The sequence below is a fragment of the Kitasatospora sp. NPDC091207 genome, assembly GCF_044768625.1.
Lineage (GTDB): Bacteria > Actinomycetota > Actinomycetes > Streptomycetales > Streptomycetaceae > Kitasatospora.
The window spans coordinates 17,033-32,873 of record NZ_JBIVVS010000029.1; the positions used below are offsets into that span (position 1 = coordinate 17,033).

11 protein-coding genes are annotated in these 15,841 nt (G+C 72.7%); 6 read left to right on the top strand and 5 right to left on the bottom strand.

The features are described 5' to 3' along the window. Positions 1–644: 644 nt before the first annotated feature. From ACIQTO_RS32725 to ACIQTO_RS32740, 4 genes are all read left to right on the top strand, one after another. Positions 645–1,709, top strand: coding sequence for a Gfo/Idh/MocA family protein (locus ACIQTO_RS32725; protein WP_402395825.1), 1,065 nt, complete (start codon positions 645–647; stop codon positions 1,707–1,709). Positions 1,710–1,969: 260 nt separating this feature from the next. Then, positions 1,970–3,886, top strand: coding sequence for a molecular chaperone HtpG (gene htpG, locus ACIQTO_RS32730; RefSeq protein WP_402395827.1), 1,917 nt, complete (start codon positions 1,970–1,972; stop codon positions 3,884–3,886). A 643-nt stretch (positions 3,887–4,529) separates the two neighbouring features. Continuing rightward, positions 4,530–5,729, top strand: a complete 1,200-nt coding sequence (locus ACIQTO_RS32735; RefSeq protein WP_402395829.1) for a hypothetical protein — start codon at positions 4,530–4,532, stop codon at positions 5,727–5,729. 131 nt (positions 5,730–5,860) lie between these two features. After that, entirely contained in the window at positions 5,861–8,101 is a 2,241-nt protein-coding gene (locus ACIQTO_RS32740; RefSeq protein ID WP_402395832.1) for a tetratricopeptide repeat protein, read from the top strand. 144 nt (positions 8,102–8,245) lie between these two features. Here ACIQTO_RS32740 and ACIQTO_RS32745 read toward each other — a convergent pair whose 3' ends face one another. The 3 genes from ACIQTO_RS32745 to ACIQTO_RS32755 form a co-directional block, all read right to left on the bottom strand. Further along, positions 8,246–8,806: a DUF6545 domain-containing protein gene (locus ACIQTO_RS32745; RefSeq protein WP_402395835.1), complete on the bottom strand. Its 561-nt coding sequence runs from the start codon at positions 8,804–8,806 to the stop codon at positions 8,246–8,248. Beyond that, positions 8,803–9,222 carry a hypothetical protein gene (locus tag ACIQTO_RS32750; RefSeq protein ID WP_402395837.1) on the bottom strand — a complete coding sequence of 140 codons (420 nt, stop codon included), beginning with the start codon at positions 9,220–9,222 and terminating at the stop codon, positions 8,803–8,805. Before ACIQTO_RS32750 ends, ACIQTO_RS32745 begins: the two co-directional genes overlap by 4 nt. A 269-nt stretch (positions 9,223–9,491) precedes the next feature. Further along, positions 9,492–9,911, bottom strand: a complete 420-nt coding sequence (locus tag ACIQTO_RS32755; protein ID WP_402395840.1) for an XRE family transcriptional regulator — start codon at positions 9,909–9,911, stop codon at positions 9,492–9,494. A 1,144-nt stretch (positions 9,912–11,055) separates the two neighbouring features. On the opposite strand from ACIQTO_RS32755, the gene ACIQTO_RS32760 reads away from it, so the two are divergent. Together ACIQTO_RS32760 and ACIQTO_RS32765 are read left to right on the top strand one after the other, a co-directional pair. Further along, positions 11,056–12,279, top strand: coding sequence for a type III PLP-dependent enzyme (locus tag ACIQTO_RS32760; protein ID WP_402395943.1), 1,224 nt, complete (start codon positions 11,056–11,058; stop codon positions 12,277–12,279). Then, a complete protein-coding gene (locus ACIQTO_RS32765; protein ID WP_402395842.1) occupies positions 12,276–12,890 on the top strand; it encodes a GNAT family N-acetyltransferase in 615 nt (204 codons plus the stop codon). Before ACIQTO_RS32760 ends, ACIQTO_RS32765 begins: the two co-directional genes overlap by 4 nt. A gap of 189 nt (positions 12,891–13,079) precedes the next feature. On the opposite strand, the gene ACIQTO_RS32770 is transcribed toward ACIQTO_RS32765, so the two are convergent. Next, complete coding sequence (locus ACIQTO_RS32770; protein ID WP_402395844.1) at positions 13,080–14,420, bottom strand: glutamine synthetase; 1,341 nt, start codon at positions 14,418–14,420, stop codon at positions 13,080–13,082. Positions 14,421–14,577: 157 nt separating this feature from the next. Then, the gene (locus ACIQTO_RS32775; RefSeq protein ID WP_402395846.1) at positions 14,578–15,612 is read right to left on the bottom strand and encodes a 3-oxoacyl-ACP synthase III family protein; all 1,035 of its coding nucleotides are present in this window, start codon (positions 15,610–15,612) and stop codon (positions 14,578–14,580) included. Between the last annotated feature and the right edge of the window lie 229 nt (positions 15,613–15,841).

A 15,841-nucleotide genomic window follows, 5' to 3' on the forward strand; every position in this document is an offset into this window, starting at 1 on the left:
GACCGGCCCGTCGGCCACCACGGAGCGGACCGCTCGTGAGGTCAGAGATCTACGGCGGGGCCCGGCGGAGCGGCCTCCCCGCCGGTGGCCGCGATCGCGGCGGGACGGGCCGGGCCGGTCGGCGGTGCCGAGCGGGTCCTGCGCATGCGGCCCGTCTCCAATCGGTCGTCGGAGCCATCTGCCCGTCCGAGGATCAAGGCATGGCAATATCGCATGACTCACTCAAAGCTGCTGTGAAGCAGTCGAGTTGAGGGGGTCGGTGAGTCCCGGGCGGTGTCGGTGCCGGGTCGCGGGCCTCCGCCGGACTCCTGTGGACGACCTTGCTTCACCACGGTGGACTAGACCAACTTCGGTGTCAACGGGATGCTTTCGGGGATCGGGCGGCGCACGCCGACATTGCCCGATCGGGCAAGAGCCCCTGCCCTCGCACGAACGTCGGCGGGACGCGTCGGGCGGGCGCTCGTCGGGCGGGGGCTCGTCGGGCGCCGGCCGAGGACGCGGGCCGGGCAGCGGTGGTGCGCGCCGACCGGGGCGACGCACGGGTCGGGCGGGCCGGTTCCTCGGCAGGGGTTGCCGAGCGGCGGTGCGGGCGGATTCCATTACGGCGCGTGCACCATACGCACAGGCGATCGAGAGGAACCACCATGACGCAGGACCGGCCGGTCGTCCCGGAGGGGGCGGCACCCATCACGCTGCCCGCACCGCGGACACCTTCCCCTCGCGAGGCCCCGGCGCTGAACTGGGGGGTCCTGGCCCCCGGGGGGATCGCGGCCGCCTTCGTCGAGGCGCTGCGGACGCACACCGGGCAGCGGGTGGTGGCCGTCGGCTCACGCGACGCCGTGCGGGCCCGTGCGTTCGCCGACCGGTTCGGCATCCCCAGGGCCTACGGGAGCTATGCCGAACTCGTCCAGGACGGCGAGGTGGACATCGTCTATGTCGCGTCGCCGCACTCGGGCCACTTCGAGCAGGCGATGCTGGCGGTGGAGGCGGGCCGGCACGTCCTCGTCGAGAAGGCGTTCACGCGCAATGCCCGGGAGGCCGAGGAGCTGATCGAAGCGGCCCGCAAGCGCGGGGTGTTCCTCATGGAGGCGATGTGGACGCGCTTCCTGCCGCACATCGACGTGGTCCGCCAGGTGCTCGCCGCCGGCCTGCTCGGGGAGGTGCACACCGTCCTCGCCGACCACGGGCAGGCGATGGAGCCCGACCCGGCGCACCGCCTCTTCGCCCCGGAGCTCGCGGGCGGGGCGCTGCTGGACCTCGGCGTCTACCCGGTCTCCTTCGCCTCCATGGTGCTCGGGCCGTTCGCCTCGGTCACCGCGGTGGGCACCAAGGCCTTCACCGGGGTCGACGGCCAGACGACGATCGTCGTCACCGGCGGATCCGGAGCGCACGGCGTGCTGAACACGTCGCTCTTCGCCGTGACCCCGACCACGGCGTCGATCTCGGGGACGCTGGGCCGCCTGGAGATCGACGGGCCGTTCTACGGGTCCACGCGGGTGCGTCTCATCGGCCGGGACAACACGCCGATCGACACGTTCGTCCCCGTGCGGCGCGACGGGGGCCTGAGCTACCAGGCCGCCGAGGCGGCCCGGTGCGTCGCCGCCGGGCGGCTGGAGTCCGAGCTGATGCCGCTCTCCGAGACGCTGGACATCATGCGCGTCCTGGACGGTGTCCGCCGCGACCTGGGTGTGGCCTTCCCGGGGGAGTGACCCCGCTGGGGGGAAGCGGACCGCCGCACCGCACACCGACGGGTCGCCGGGTCGCCGCCGTGCGCGGCGGCGACCCGGCGGGGCGCGCTGCTCGGAGGTGGGCGGCTCGGCCGTCCGGGCGTGGGGAGGGGAGGAGGCCGTATGCCCCCGGCCCCGAAGCCGGCGGCCGGCGGGGGCGCCTATCATTCCGGTGCCGACGGGGAGTCACCCGGGCACGTGCCGTTACCGTTCACCATCTTGCTCCCGGAAAGGGGCCCCGCGTGGGTAGCACAGCCGAGACGTTGGAATTCCAGGCCGAGACACGTCAGTTGCTCCGGTTGGTGATCCACTCGATCTACTCGAACAAGGACATCTTCCTGCGAGAGCTGATCTCGAACTCCTCCGACGCACTGGACAAGCTGCGGCTGGAATCGATGATCGACTCCGGCCTCGACGCCGACATCTCCGACCTCCACATCGCCCTGGAGGTCGACGCGGACGCCCGCACGCTGACCGTCCGCGACAACGGCATCGGCATGACCCGGGACGACATCGTCGAGCTGATCGGCACGATCGCCAAGTCCGGCACCGCGGGCCTGCTGGAGAAGATCAAGGAGACCAAGGACGCCGCCGCTGCGCAGAACCTGATCGGGCAGTTCGGCGTCGGCTTCTACTCGGCGTTCATGGTCGCCGACCGGGTCACCCTGCGCACCCGGCGGGCCGGCACCGACACGGGCACCCAGTGGGAGTCCGACGGCGAGGGCACCTACGAGATCAGGGAGGTCGACGGACTGCCCGCGGGCACCTCGGTCACCCTGCACCTCAAGCCCACCGACAGCGAGGACGGACTGGCCGACTACCTGGCCGGATCCACGATCCGCCAGATCGTCAAGCAGTACTCGGACTTCATCCGCTGGCCGATCCGGATGGCCGCCGAACACACCGACGCGGACGGCGCCACCACGCACACGGTCGACACCCTCAACTCGATGAAGGCGCTGTGGGCCAGGCCGCGCAGCGAGGTGACCGAGGCCGAGTACCACGAGTTCTACCAGCAGATCAGCCACGACTGGCTCCCGCCGGCCGAGACCGTCCACATGCGCGCCGAGGGCACCTTCGAGTACGAGGCGCTGCTGTTCATCCCGTCGCAGGCGCCGTTCGACCTGTTCTCGCGCGACGCCAAGCGCGGCGTGCAGCTGTACGTCAAGCGCGTGTTCATCATGGACGACTGCGAAGCGCTGATGCCGGACTACCTGCGCTTCGTCAAGGGCGTCGTGGACGCCCACGACCTGTCGCTGAACATCTCCCGCGAGATCCTCCAGCACGACCGCCAGATCCGCGGCGTGCGCCGGCGGCTGGTCAAGAAGGTCCTCGCCGCGTTCAAGGGCGTGCAGGCCGACGACGCCGAGCGCTACGCGAAGCTGTGGACCCAGTTCGGCCGGGTGCTGAAGGAGGGCCTGATCGAGGACACCGACAACACCGAGGCCCTGCTGGAGCTGGTGTCGGCCGCCTCCACGGCCGACGCGGAGCAGCCCACCACCCTGCGCGAGTACGTCGGGCGCATGAAGGACGGCCAGGACGCGATCTACTACCTGACCGGCGAGGACCGGGCCATGGTGGAGAACTCGCCCCACATGGAGGCCTTCGCCGCCAAGGGGTTCGAGGTCCTGATCCTCACCGACCCGGTCGACGAGGTCTGGGCCGACCGGATCCCCGCCTTCGACGGGCACCGCCTGCAGTCCATCGCCAAGGGCCAGGTCGACCTCGACGAGCCGGAGGACGGCGACCAGGACGCCGGGGGCGAGAAGGCCAGGCGCGAGCAGGAGTTCACCGCCCTGCTGCCGTGGCTGGCGACGACCCTGTCCGAGCAGGTGAAGCAGGTCCGCCTGTCGTCGCGGCTGACGACGTCGGCGGCCTGCATCGTCGGTGACGCCCACGACATGACCCCGACCCTGGAGAAGATGTACCGGGCGATGGGACAGTCGATGCCCCCGGTCCAGCGGATCCTGGAACTCAACCCGACGCACCCGCTGATCACCGCGCTGCGCTCGGCGCACGAGGCGAACGCCGACGACCCCGGGCTGGCCGAGATCGCCGAGCTGGTGTACGGCAGCGCGCTGCTCGCCGAGGGCGGTGACCTGCCCGACCCGGCCCGCTTCACCAGGCTCCTCACGGAGCGTCTGACCCGCACCCTGTGACCGGGTGGGGTGCGGCCCGCCGCACCCCACCACCGCGGTCCGCTCCCGCTCGCATCCGCGCCCGTCCGTGTCCTGGCCGGGGGTGACCGGTTCGACGTGGCGGCAGCGGCGGGAGCCCCCGTCCGGTACCTCAGCTGAGGTACGTCATCGTCGTCCTGTTATTCATTTCAGTTTATATGTTGGCGCGGACCTTCCTCGCTGGGCGGCCCGGACCCGGCCCGGAATCCCTGGTGCCGCTTGCCGGACGCCGCTTGCGACCTGCGGAATCTCTCCAGGTGCCCCGGTGCCCTCTGAATCGGTCGATTCAATCCCTTGACGCGATCACCACATCGTCAGCACTCTGGTGCCTGGCCAAGCTGATGTGATTGAACGTCAGATGTTGATTCATCTCAGCTCATGGCCGAACCCGGTGATCAGTCGAGGAAGTCGAAAGAGGAGGTGTCCGTCATGAAGAAGATCGTCGTTCGCAAGGCCGGCCCGGTCCGCCTGACCAGCACGGCGCGTGCGCTGTACCTGCCGTGGGACTGCATGGTCCAGGTCTGATCCCGACCCCCGGGTACGGGGGCGCGGTGCCGGCCCGACGAGGCACTGTCGGCCGGCACCGCGCCACCCCGCCCTCCGCCTACCTCCCGCAGGAGGATCCGTGCACGCCGACCTGGACAGCAGCTCCGACGCCCCCGGCCTCGACCTGGACCGCCCGGTGCCACTGCGCCGGCTCGTCTACCTGGCCGAGGCCGACGAGGTCACCATCGGCAGCCCGGAGACCGACACGTACGCCGTGTTCCCGGCCGACGGCGCCGAACTGGTCCGGATGCTCGCCGACGGCGCCACCCCGCGCGAGGCCGCCGAGCGCTACGAGGCCGCGCACGGCGAGAGCGTCGACATCGCCGACCTGATCGAGGCCCTCGCGGACCTCGGCCTCGTCCGCCCCGCCGACGCCCCCGCGGAGGAGACCGCGCCGGTGCGCTGGCAGCGGCTGGGCCGACTGGTGTTCAGCCGGCCGGCCCTGATCGGTTACGCACTCCTGACGGCCCTCGCCGTCGTCGAGATGATCCGGGTCCCCCGACTGGTCCCGACCATCGACAAGATCTTCTTCAGCCCGTCCTACACCCTGGTCGTGCTGGTGCTGTTCCTCGGCCAGGTGCCGCTGCTCGCCCTGCACGAGGCCTTCCACGCGCTGGCCGGCCGCCGGCTCGGCCTGCGGTCGAAGCTCTCCGTGGGCCACCGCCTGGTCTACCTGGTCCTGGAGACCTCCCTCGACGGACTGGTCAGCGTGCCCCGGCGGCAGCGCTACCTGCCGATCATGGCGGGCATGCTGGCCGACGTCCTGGCGATCGCCGTCCTCACCCTCGTCGCCGACGCCACGCTCGGCGCCGCCGGCGGAGTCGCGTCGTTCTGCCTCGCGATCGCCTACGCCACGGTGCTGCGCCTCGCCTGGCAGGGCTTCTTCTACCTGCGGACCGACCTCTACGTCCTGCTCAGCACGATCCTGGGCAGCGTGAACCTCCACGCCGCCGCGGCCGACGTCCTGCGCGACGCGGCCCGGCGGGGGACCGGGCGGCCGCGGCTGGACCTCTCCGCCCACCACCCGGTCGACCGGCGGGCCGCCCGCTGGTACGCCTGGCTGATGGTCGTGGGCTACGCGTTCACCCTCACGATGTTCGCCGGAGTCGTCGTGCCGACCGCCTACCGGCTCCTGCACGACGTGTGGCTGCGGTTGAGCGGCCAGGCCTCGGTGGCGGGCCGCCTCGACTCGCTCGCCCTGATGCTCCTCAGCCTCGGGCAGACCGCCGCCGTCGTCGTCCTCGCCGCCCGAGAACGGCGCGCGGCCCGCGCGGCCTGACCCCGGCTGCTCCGCCCTCCGCCCTCCGCGCGCCGTCGGGCGTCGGCACCGCGTCCCACCGCGTTCCACCCCGTCACCGCGCCCACCCACGCCATCCCGTCGTCGCACGAAGCACGAAAGGCAGCTGCGCCATGGCCGAGCACCGTCACCACTGGGTCCGCGCCGCCCGGCGCCCCGACCGCGCCGACGCCCGCGAGCGGCTCGACCTGCCGCCCGTCCTCGCCCTGGTGAACGCCGACCGCCGCCTGCGCGGTCCCTACACGGCCGTCGGCTCGATCCTGCGGGCGATCGTCCCGGACGCGCTCGCGCGCTGTCCCGAGGCCGTCACCGGGCACGACATCGAGATCCTCTCCACCACACCCGAACTGCACGGCCTGGTGCCCGCCACCCGCGAGACGCTGACCTCGCTGGCGGTACCCAAGGAGCGGACCAGGTTCTACTCCGCGCTGCGCACCCTGCGGATCGCCCACGGCCTGGTCGAGTTCCTGGAGGCGTACCTGCGCGCGGCCGGCCCGGGCCCGCGCGCGCTGATCGTCGAGGACGCCCACCGGGCCGACCCCACCGACGGCGAGTTCCTCGCCGTCCTGCTGCGGCGGATCGATCCGGAGCTGCTCACCGTCGTGGTCACCACCGGAACCGAGCCGCTGGAGCACCCCGGAGGCCCCGGGAGCGAGGTGCTGGCGGCCGCGCTCGCCGCCCACTGCGCGCTGCTCGACGCGCCGGACGCCGGTGCGTCGGAGAAGGGCGTGCCGGAGGAGGGCACCCCGGGCGGGGACGCCCGCCGGACGGCGGCCGGCACCGCCGCGCTCGCCCGCGCCCACGTCGCCGCCGACGGCGTCGGCGACGACCCCGACGAGCTCGCCGCCTACCTGGCCGTGCCGGGCCCCGAACGCGCCCGGCTGCACGACCTGCGGCGGGCGGAGCTGGAGACGGTCGGCGAGTCGTCCCTGCGGCTGGGCGCCGTCGCCTGGCACGCGGAGCACGGCAGTGACCCGTCCGGCGCCGGCGCCGACACGCTGCGCCACGCCCTCGACCACTGCATGGACCTCGGTTTCTACCACGCCGTCGTGGACATCGGTGAGCGGGGCCGGCGGCTGGTCACCCACGAGAGCGACCCGACCAACTGGTGGGCCTTCACCACCAAGATGACCACCTCCTTCGCCGCACTCGGCCTGGCCGAGCGGGCGTTGCCGCTGTACGACGAGGCCCGGGCGCTCAGCGCCTCGCCCGAGGTCCACATGCAGGCCGCGTACGCCACGGCGATGCTGCACACCCGGCACTTCGACGCCTCCCGGCGCGACCATCAGCTCGCGCGCGCCTGGGTCAACCAGGCGATCGCCTTCGCCCGTTGGCACCCGGACCCGAAGGAGCGGGAGGCGCGCGTCGTGTTCAACCGCAACGGGCTCGCGCTGATCGAGGTCCACCAGGGCCGCCTCGACGCGGCGTTGGAGCTGCTCGACGGCTGCATCGCGCGACTCGACGAGACCCTGGAGCCGCACGAGCACGCCCTGCACCGCTCCGTGCTCCGCTACAACCGCGCGCAGGTGTACGCGGGCCTGCGCCGCCACGCCGAGGCAGTCGCCGACTACACCGCCGTGATCGAGTGCGACCCCAACTACTCCGAGTACTACTTCGACCGGGGCGCGCTCTGGCGCGACCTCGGCCGGCCGGAGGAGGCACTGGCCGACTACGACCGCGCCATCCGGCTCTCGCCGCCCTTTCCCGAGGCGTACTTCAACCGCGCCGACGTGCTGGCCGAACTCGGCGACACCGAAGCCGCGGTGGCGGACTTCGGGTACGTCCTCCAGCTCGATCCGGAGTTCGGTGACGCCCGCCTCAACCGGGCCGCCCTGCTGCTCGAAGCGGGTGAGCGGCAGGGCGCCCGGGAGGATGTCCGGGCGGGACTCGCGAGCGTCCCGGAGGACCCCCGACTGCTCTGCCTGAAGGGACAGTTGCTGGTCGCCGACGGTGACACCGCGGCTGCCGCCGAGGCCTACGCGGCCGCGCTCGCCGCCGACCCCGACTGCGCCCAGGCGTGGGCGCTGCTCGGTGAACTCCGCTACCAGGAAGGAGACCTGGACGGGGCCGGCACCAGTCTGACGCGCGCCGTCGAGCTCTCCGCGGAGCCCGGCATGCGGTTCAACCTGGCGGTGGTCCACCACGATGCCGGACGCCTCGGGGAGGCCCTCCGGCTGCTCGACGAGGTGGTCGACTCCACCGAGGACGTGGACGCCCGGCTGCAGCGGGCCCGGTGCCTGATCGGACTCGACCGGGTGGACCACGCCAGGGCCGACCTGCTCGCCTGCCTGGAGGCGGATCCCGACTCCGCCGAGCAGGTGTACGAGCTGATGCCGGAGCTGGCCCGGGCCTGAGCCGTCCGCATCCCTCCTGTCCGCCCCGGCTCCGCCGGGACGGGCCCCGTCGGCCCGCCGCCACCTCCCGTGCGGCGGGCCGACGGAGGCGTGCCCGACCGGCGGGAGCCGGTGGGTCGGCGGACCGGTGCCGGTGGCCACGGGTCAGTGCGGCACCGCGGCCCTGGCCAGCTCCTCGCGGACCCGCCTGCGGACGTGGGCCACGGCCGGCGAACCGGTGTAGGCGGCGGCCACCCTGACCAGCCAGGCCGCCTCCTCCCGGAGTTCGGCCACCAGCGGGTGCGGCACGAACCCCTCGCCGGGGCCGGCGGGGAAGTGGTGCCGGGCCCGGGCCGCCTCCAGCACGGCGGCGATGGCGGCCGCCTCCACCACGACGGCGAACTCCTCGTCGCGGGCCGGCCCGATCACCTCCTCCACCCAGAGCGGTACCTGAGGATGCAGGTGGGAGCGGAGGGACAGCTGGCCGTCCCGGATCTCGATGATGCGCCGGTAGAGGGCGAACCGTATGTCCCGCCGGCGCTTCCGCGCACGCCCGAAGTGCTCGTCCTGAGTGACGAGTTCGATCTCCGGAACCACCGACCGCATCGCCGACCAGAGCGGGCCGATCCTGCGGTGGGCGCGCCGGGCGCGCACCCGTCCGCCCCAGTCCTCCCAGCGGGTGACCGCACCGGTTCGGCGGGCCGCCGGCGCCGGCGGCCCGGTCACCCGCGCCGCACCGCGTCGCGCGGCCGGCCGACCGCGTGCCACAACTGCGCCATCCCGTCACCGAGTCGGCCGAACGCCGCCGACCGGGGACGCTGCAGCACGCGGTGGAGTGCCAGCGAGGCGACGAGCTCCGCCTCCTGCTCCTGCCGCTCCGTGTACACCGACCGGCCGAGCACCCGTCGGACCAGCTCCTCCGGCAGCCGGGGCGCCAGCGCGCGCGACACCGTCGTGCTCAGCCCCACGCCACCCACGCCACCCGTGCCACCCGTGCCACCCGTGCCACCCGCGACACCCGTGCTCCCCGTGTGACCGCAGAGCAGATGGCCGATCTCGTGCAGCACGATGTGCTGTTGGTGCAGTGCCGTGGTGTCGACCGCGTAGCCGATGTAGTCGGCCCGGTCGGTGCTGATCAGCACGCCGCAGGGTGAGGGCGCCGGGCCGGAGAGGGGAATCAGCTCGATGGGTCTGCCGCGCGACCGCGTGAGCGACTCGGTCAGCGCCGAGATGCCGAACGGTTCAGGAAGCGGTATCGACTCCGCGATTCCCCGACATCGCCGCCAGAGTTCGTGATCGACCCCACCCGAATGCCCCACGCCTGTACCCCCTGGTGTCCGACCGCCCTCGGTCGGGAGGTGATCCTACGGACGGGGGAGCGCCGGGAGAACCGATTCGACACCGATTTCCGCTACCTGCCACCGGCCTCGCGGCGGGCGATGGCCTCGATCATGTCGCTGATCGTGCCGAGCCCTTCGGGCGAGAGCGCCACCGCACGCAACGCCACGTCCCGTACGCCCGCGTCGCGCAGCGCGCCCAGCAGTGCCAACTCCTCGGCGATCCGCGCGCTCTGCCGGTCGTCGAAGAAGTAGGTGGGCGGCACCTGGAAGAACTGTGCCAGCGCTTCGAGGTGGCGTTTCGTCGGATTGTCCCGGCGGCCGGTCCGGAGCTGCCAGAGGTAGGTGGCCGAGAAGCTCTCACCGGTCGCCTCCCGACAGGCCCGGGCGACCTCCTCGTGGGTGTACTGCTCGCGATCCGGCCGGCGGACCACATCGAACAGCCGGTCCAGCTTCGCTGCGAGCGTGGACGCAACGGAGCCTGCGTCGGGCACGGCACACCTCTTCCCTCACCCCGTGCGCGCGTTCGGTGCGTGCGCGGACCGACCACTCGCGATGGTCCCTCATTCTAGGTGCCCCGTCGAGAAGGCGGGCGCCGCGCGAATCGGCCGCGCTTCGGTGCTCCGGTGTGCGGGGGCGGACGACAAGCTGCTCGTCGACCGCTGCCCCGGGCAGACGGACCTGCGGGCCGAGCTGATCCGCGGAGCGAGGTCCGAGGGTGTCGCCGCCGAGTACGGGTCCCCGGCCCTGCCTGGAAGATCGACAACCATCTGGTCCGCCGTGGCGAAGGAGGTGAGCCCGCGCTGACCCGGGGTTCTCCCTCGGCCGGCGGCGATGGCCGGTCGGCGGGGTGCACCGCGCGCGGGACCGCCGCACCTCGGATGAGGCGGTCGAGGGTGGGCGGCGGCTTCGCGGACGAGTGGGGCGAAGCGTTCGCGGCTGGTGTGCTGGCGCAGTTCGGCCTGCCTGTCGTCCCACTCCTCCGCGTCGCCGGTGCCGGGGTCCTCGTCGTCGAGGCCGTCGTACTCGCTGGGGAGGAGCCGACGGTCGTGGGCACGGGCGATCCGCGACAGCGTCCGGCGGGACCTGATCGTCAAGGCCGAGGAGGCCCGCATTGGCGCCGTTCGGGTGATTCTGCGTGTCGAGAGGTGAATCAGGGCCCCGTTGCACCTGCCGACAGGGACCGGCAGGAACGGGACCGGGAACGTCCCAGGGGCCTGGCGTCTCGTCGGCGCCGCCAGGCGCGTTCGTGCGCTACGCGCCTGGTACCTCGGCCGGACCGGAGGTTCCCCCACTGCCCGGTTCGAGCGCGGTACCGCCGACGCGGCGGTGCACTGCCTCGGCGGGCGGCAGGCCGGACAGGGCGCACGGCGGGCGCGGGCACGGACGCCGAAAGTACATAGAGTGCGGCGAGGGAGTAATCCGGGTCAGGCGTCCTGGCCGACCTTCGGGCCCCTCGTCTCATCTTCTTGGCGCCGGCAAGCTCGTGGCGCCGATCATCCAGCCGGAATTGGGAGTTCACACGTGAGGCCTCAGGCCACCGACACGCGTCAGATCGCCGAACCGCGCCGGACGGCCGACTGCGGCAGAACCGGCCACCGCGCCCTGACTGCGTCGGCCACCGTGCACCCGTCCACCGTGCTCCTCCCCGGTCAGTACAGCCACCCGGGCCGGCAGGACCACTCCGCTCTGCGTGCCGCGCTCGCCGCCGCCACGGAGGACGCCATCATCTACGACCTGGACGGCATCGGGCGCCAGTACCTCGCCCTGTGCGCCGAACTGCCCGGCGTCTCGGTCCGGTTCGCGATGAAGGCCTGCCCGGTGGACGAGGTGCTCGACCACCTCGCCGGGCTCGGGTCCGGCTTCGACGCGGCCAGCCCGCAGGAGATCGCCCAGGCGCTGCGCACCGGGGTGGCCCCCGCACGGGTTCACTACGGCAACACTGTCAAGTCCGACGGCAACATCGCCGAGGCCTACCGGCTGGGTGTGCGTGACTTCGCCACCGACAGCCCGGAGGACGTCGCCGCGATTGCCGAACACGCCCCCGGATCAAGGGTGTTCTGCCGGGTCGCGACCACCGGTGACGGCGCGCTGTGGGGTTTGAGCCGCAAGTTCGGCTGCTCGCCCGAGGACGCCCTGCGGGTGCTCGACGCCGCCCGGGCCGCCGGACTGGTGCCCTCCGGCCTGTCGGTGCACGTCGGGTCCCAGCAGATGACGGCCGAAGCCTGGGGTGAGGCGGTCGAGACGCTGGCCGGCTTGCTGGAGGCGCTCAACCGGCACGGCATCGTTCCGGACCGGATCAACCTCGGTGGGGGGCTGCCCGCCCTCGGCGTCCTCGACCGGCGCGGCCGACCGCTGGAACCTCCGCTGGACAAGATGTTCGCGGTGATCCGCGACGGCATGGAACGACTGCGCGCCGTCAACGCCGCCCCGCTGGAATTCCTGCTGGAGCCCGGCCGCCACCTGGTCGCCGACCACGGCGCGATCCGTGCCCACGTCGCCCGGCTCACCTCGCGCCACCGGCTCGACGGCATCCGTGAGGACTGGCTCTACCTCAGCTGCGGAAAGTTCAACGGCCTGTACGAAATGGACCAGTTGCAGTACCGGCTGGAGTTCCCGAGCCATTCCGGCGGGCAGCTGGTCAACGCGGTGGTGGCCGGTCCGACCTGCGACAGCGACGACGCCTACGCCCAGGAGGACGGCTTAGTACGGGTCCCGCGCACGGTCGCCTCCGGCGATCCGGTCTGGGTCCACTCCTGCGGTGCGTACGCCGCCGCCTACGCCACCCAGGGGTTCAACGGCTTCCGGCCGTTGCCGTACACCTGCGTGGGCGGTTCGGCCCCGGACGGAGGAGCCGCATGAGCGACACCCGGATTCGGCTGCTTCAGGAAGAGGACTGGGACGAGGTGGTCGCGCTGGAGGAACGCGCCTACGCGGCGAGCGGCCTGTCCGAGGGGGAGGAGGCCCTGCGCTCCCGGCACCGCGCCTCGCCCTCGACCTGCTTCGTGCTGGCGCACGCGGGCGGTCTCGGCGGTTACCTGCTCGCACTGCCGTACCCGCTCTTCCGCTGCCCGGACCTGAGTTCGGCCGAGCACGGCGCGGTGCGGGAGGACGACCCGGGGGGCAACCTGCACCTCCATGACCTGGTGATCGCGGAGCGGGATCGCGGTCGGGGACTGGCCCGCCGGATGCAGCGGCACCTGGAGGCGGTCGGGCGGACGGCCCGCCACCGGACGCTCTCCCTGGTCGCCGTGCAGGGCTCGCAGGCGATGTGGAAGCTGCTGGGCTTCCGGGCCCAGCCCGAGATCGGGTTGCCCGTGAGCTACGGCGCCGAGGCGGTCTACATGGCGAAGGCGCTGGAACCCGATGGCACCGATCCGGTTCCCGGAAGCTCGGCGCAGGACACGGCAGCGAAGGGTGCGCCACGGGCCACCGGGTCCGCGGGGCTGCCGGTCGGGTCCACGCGGGGCTGAGCACGCGGTCGGCCGGCCCGCGGATGCCGCGGACCGGCCGACCGGCTCGGGGTCAAGGGGCAGCCCGGGGCCGGTACCGCAGCACCGATCCGGGGTATCCCTGCGGGCGCTCACCTGCGGAGCGTTCGAGAGCTGGAGCGTTCGAGAGGTGGAGCGTCCGAGAGCTGGAGAAGGGGAGCCGGCGCTCCGTCAGTACCGCCAGCGGACGGCCTCGATGACGTCCTCGTCCGTGTGCGCGGCGAACAGCTCCGCCTCCGCCCGCCGTACGGCCAGCACGTTCTCGTACAGCTCGGGGCCGAGTGCCTGCCGCAGCAGTGCGGACTTCTCGTACGCGTCGGTCGCCTCCGGCAGGCTCGCCGGGAGGCGTTCGGCGCTGCCGAGGGCGGCGGGGTCGCTCAGGGTCTCGGGCGGGAGGGAGAGTCCGGCGTCGAGTCCGGCGAGTCCGGCGGCGAGCACGCCGCCGACCGCCAGGTACGGGTTGGCGGCGGCGTCGAAGCATTTGAACTCGGCGTTGGCCTGCCCGGCGGTGGAGCCGGCGATCAGGCGCAGCGCCGCCTCACGGTTCTCCAGGCCCCAGCAGCGGTAGGCCCCGGCGAAGTAGGAGGGGACCAGTCGCAGGTAGGAGGCGACGCCGGGCGCGCCGAGGGCGAGCAGGGCGGGCAGTTCGGCCAGCGCCCCCGCGAGGAACTGCTCGGCCTCGGGGTGCAGCCCGTGGCGTCCGGGGCCGCCGTGCCCGAGGTTCTGGCCCTGCCGCCAGAGGCTGAGGTGCAGGTGGGCGCCGTTGCCGATCGCGCCCTTGGTGAAGACCGGCGCGTACGAGACCCGCAGGCCGTGCCGGGCGGAGACGGCCCGGATGGTGTGCCGCACCAGCATCGTGGTGTCGGCCGCCTCCACCGGCCCCTCCGCGGCGACCGAGATCTCGAACTGCCCGGCGGCGTACTCGGGGTGGAGCTGCAGCACGGCCACCCCCTGCCGGGTGAGGGCGTGCAGCAGCTCCCCCAGGTAGTCGGAGTGCTCGATGAAGCGGGCCATCCCGTACGCGGGCTCGACGGTCGCGGGGTGCCCGGCGGCGTCGGCCACCACCCACTCGATCTCGATGCCCGCCCGCACCGAGAACCCGCGCCGCTCGACGGCCTCGGTGGCGCGGCGGGCGAAGCCGCGCTGGCAGCCGGGGTGCGGGGCGCCGTCCTGGGTGTAGAGGTCGGCCGGGGCCCAGGCCCAGCCGGGCTGGGCGGCGAGCGGGGCGAGCCGGTCGAGGTCGGGGACGAGTCGCAGGTCGCCCACCGGGCCGGCGCTCGACGGTGTGGTGGCGAAGGAGTCGTCCACCAGGGAGAGGTCGAAGCAGGGCAGGGCGCCGACCCCGTACGTGGCGGCGTGCACGAGCTGGGTGAGCGGGACGGACTTCACCCGGGTGATCCCGGCATTGTCGACCCACCCGAACACCACCCCGTTGATTCCGTCGGAGGAGAGTTCGGCTGCGGCTGATCGGGCCTGTTCGGCCCGCTCGGCCCGGGGGCGCGTGGTGGTCATGCCGCCCATGCTGGCGTTCGCGGCGACGGGTGCGCCGGGAATAGAGCGGGAATTCACTCGTCCGTGAACGGTCGGAGTCGTGAGGTGACGCAGGGCGTGGACGCGGGAGGGGCTGCGGGCGTGGACGCGGGAGGGCCTTGTCGGTCCTGAGGGGCGTTCAGGCGTGCCGGAGGCACAGGGTGCCCCACTGGAAGCCCGCGCCGATCCCGGACAGTACGTAGGTGTCTCCCGGGAGCAGCGAGCCTGCGGAGGCGGCGGAGTGGAGCGCGGTGAACAGGCCGGCCGATCCGGTGTTGCCCATGCGGTCGACGGTGACGGGTACGCGTTCGCGGGGGATGTCCAGGGCCGCCACGGTCTCGGTGAGGATGTTCAGGTTGGCCTGGTGCAGGAAGAAGTGCCGGATCCGGTCGATCGGTACGCCGGCGCGCCGGGCGGCGTTGGCGATGCTCTCGGGCAGGCGGGTGGTCGCGGCGCTCCAGACGGCACGGCCGTCCATCTGCAGGTAGTGGTTCCCGGCGGCGACGGTGGCGGTGCTGGCGGGAAGCCGGGAGCCCCCGGCGGGGATCTCGACGGCGTAGGACAGCTGGGAGCCCAGGTCGTAGGAGAGCAGGCCCGCTCCGGGGGTGTCGGAGCGGGTGAGGACGACGGCTGCCGCGGCGTCCCCGAAGAAGACGGCGGTGGTGCGGTCGGTGGGGTCGGTGATCCTGGAGGCGCAGTCGGCCGCGAGGACCAGGACGGTGGTGATGGAGGGGTTCTGCAGGAGGTGGGCGGCGATCAGCACGGCCTGGACGCCGGAGGCGCAGGCGGCCTGGGTGACGTCCAGGGACAGCGCGCGGTGGGCGCCGAGGGCGTCCTTGACGATCAGCGCGGTCGACACGAGCGGCTGGTCCCCGGTGTAGCTGGCGACGATGACCGCGTCCAGCCGGGCGGGCTCGACGCCGGCGGCTTCCAGGGCCGGGTGGGCGGCGGCGACGCACATGTCGGAGGTCGCCAGGTGCGGGGCCAGGCGGCGGCGTTCGCGGATCCCGGTGCGACTGGTGATCCATTCGTCGTTGGTGTCCAGCGTGCGGGTGAGTTCCTGGTTGGTGACGACCGCCGGTGGCAGGTACATCCCCGTCCCGGCGATGGTGAACGGCACGGACAGGCCGGCGCCGGTCTGGTGGAACAGGGTCTGGTCCAGGGCCACGGTCATGCCGCGGCGCTCCGCCCTGGTGCGATCGGCGCACCTCGATGAACTCCCATATTCCGTTTCCTTTCAATAGCGTCCGTGAATGGTCCGGCGCTGTCGGGCCGTTGAATTCCGACGCCGAATCGTCTCACGGAATCAGGTGAGGAGATCGCTCTTTAATCCGTGAGCGTGAGGAAACATTTGATTGCTTGACAATCGCGGTGCCGGAAGTACCTCGTCCTGCCACGGGACG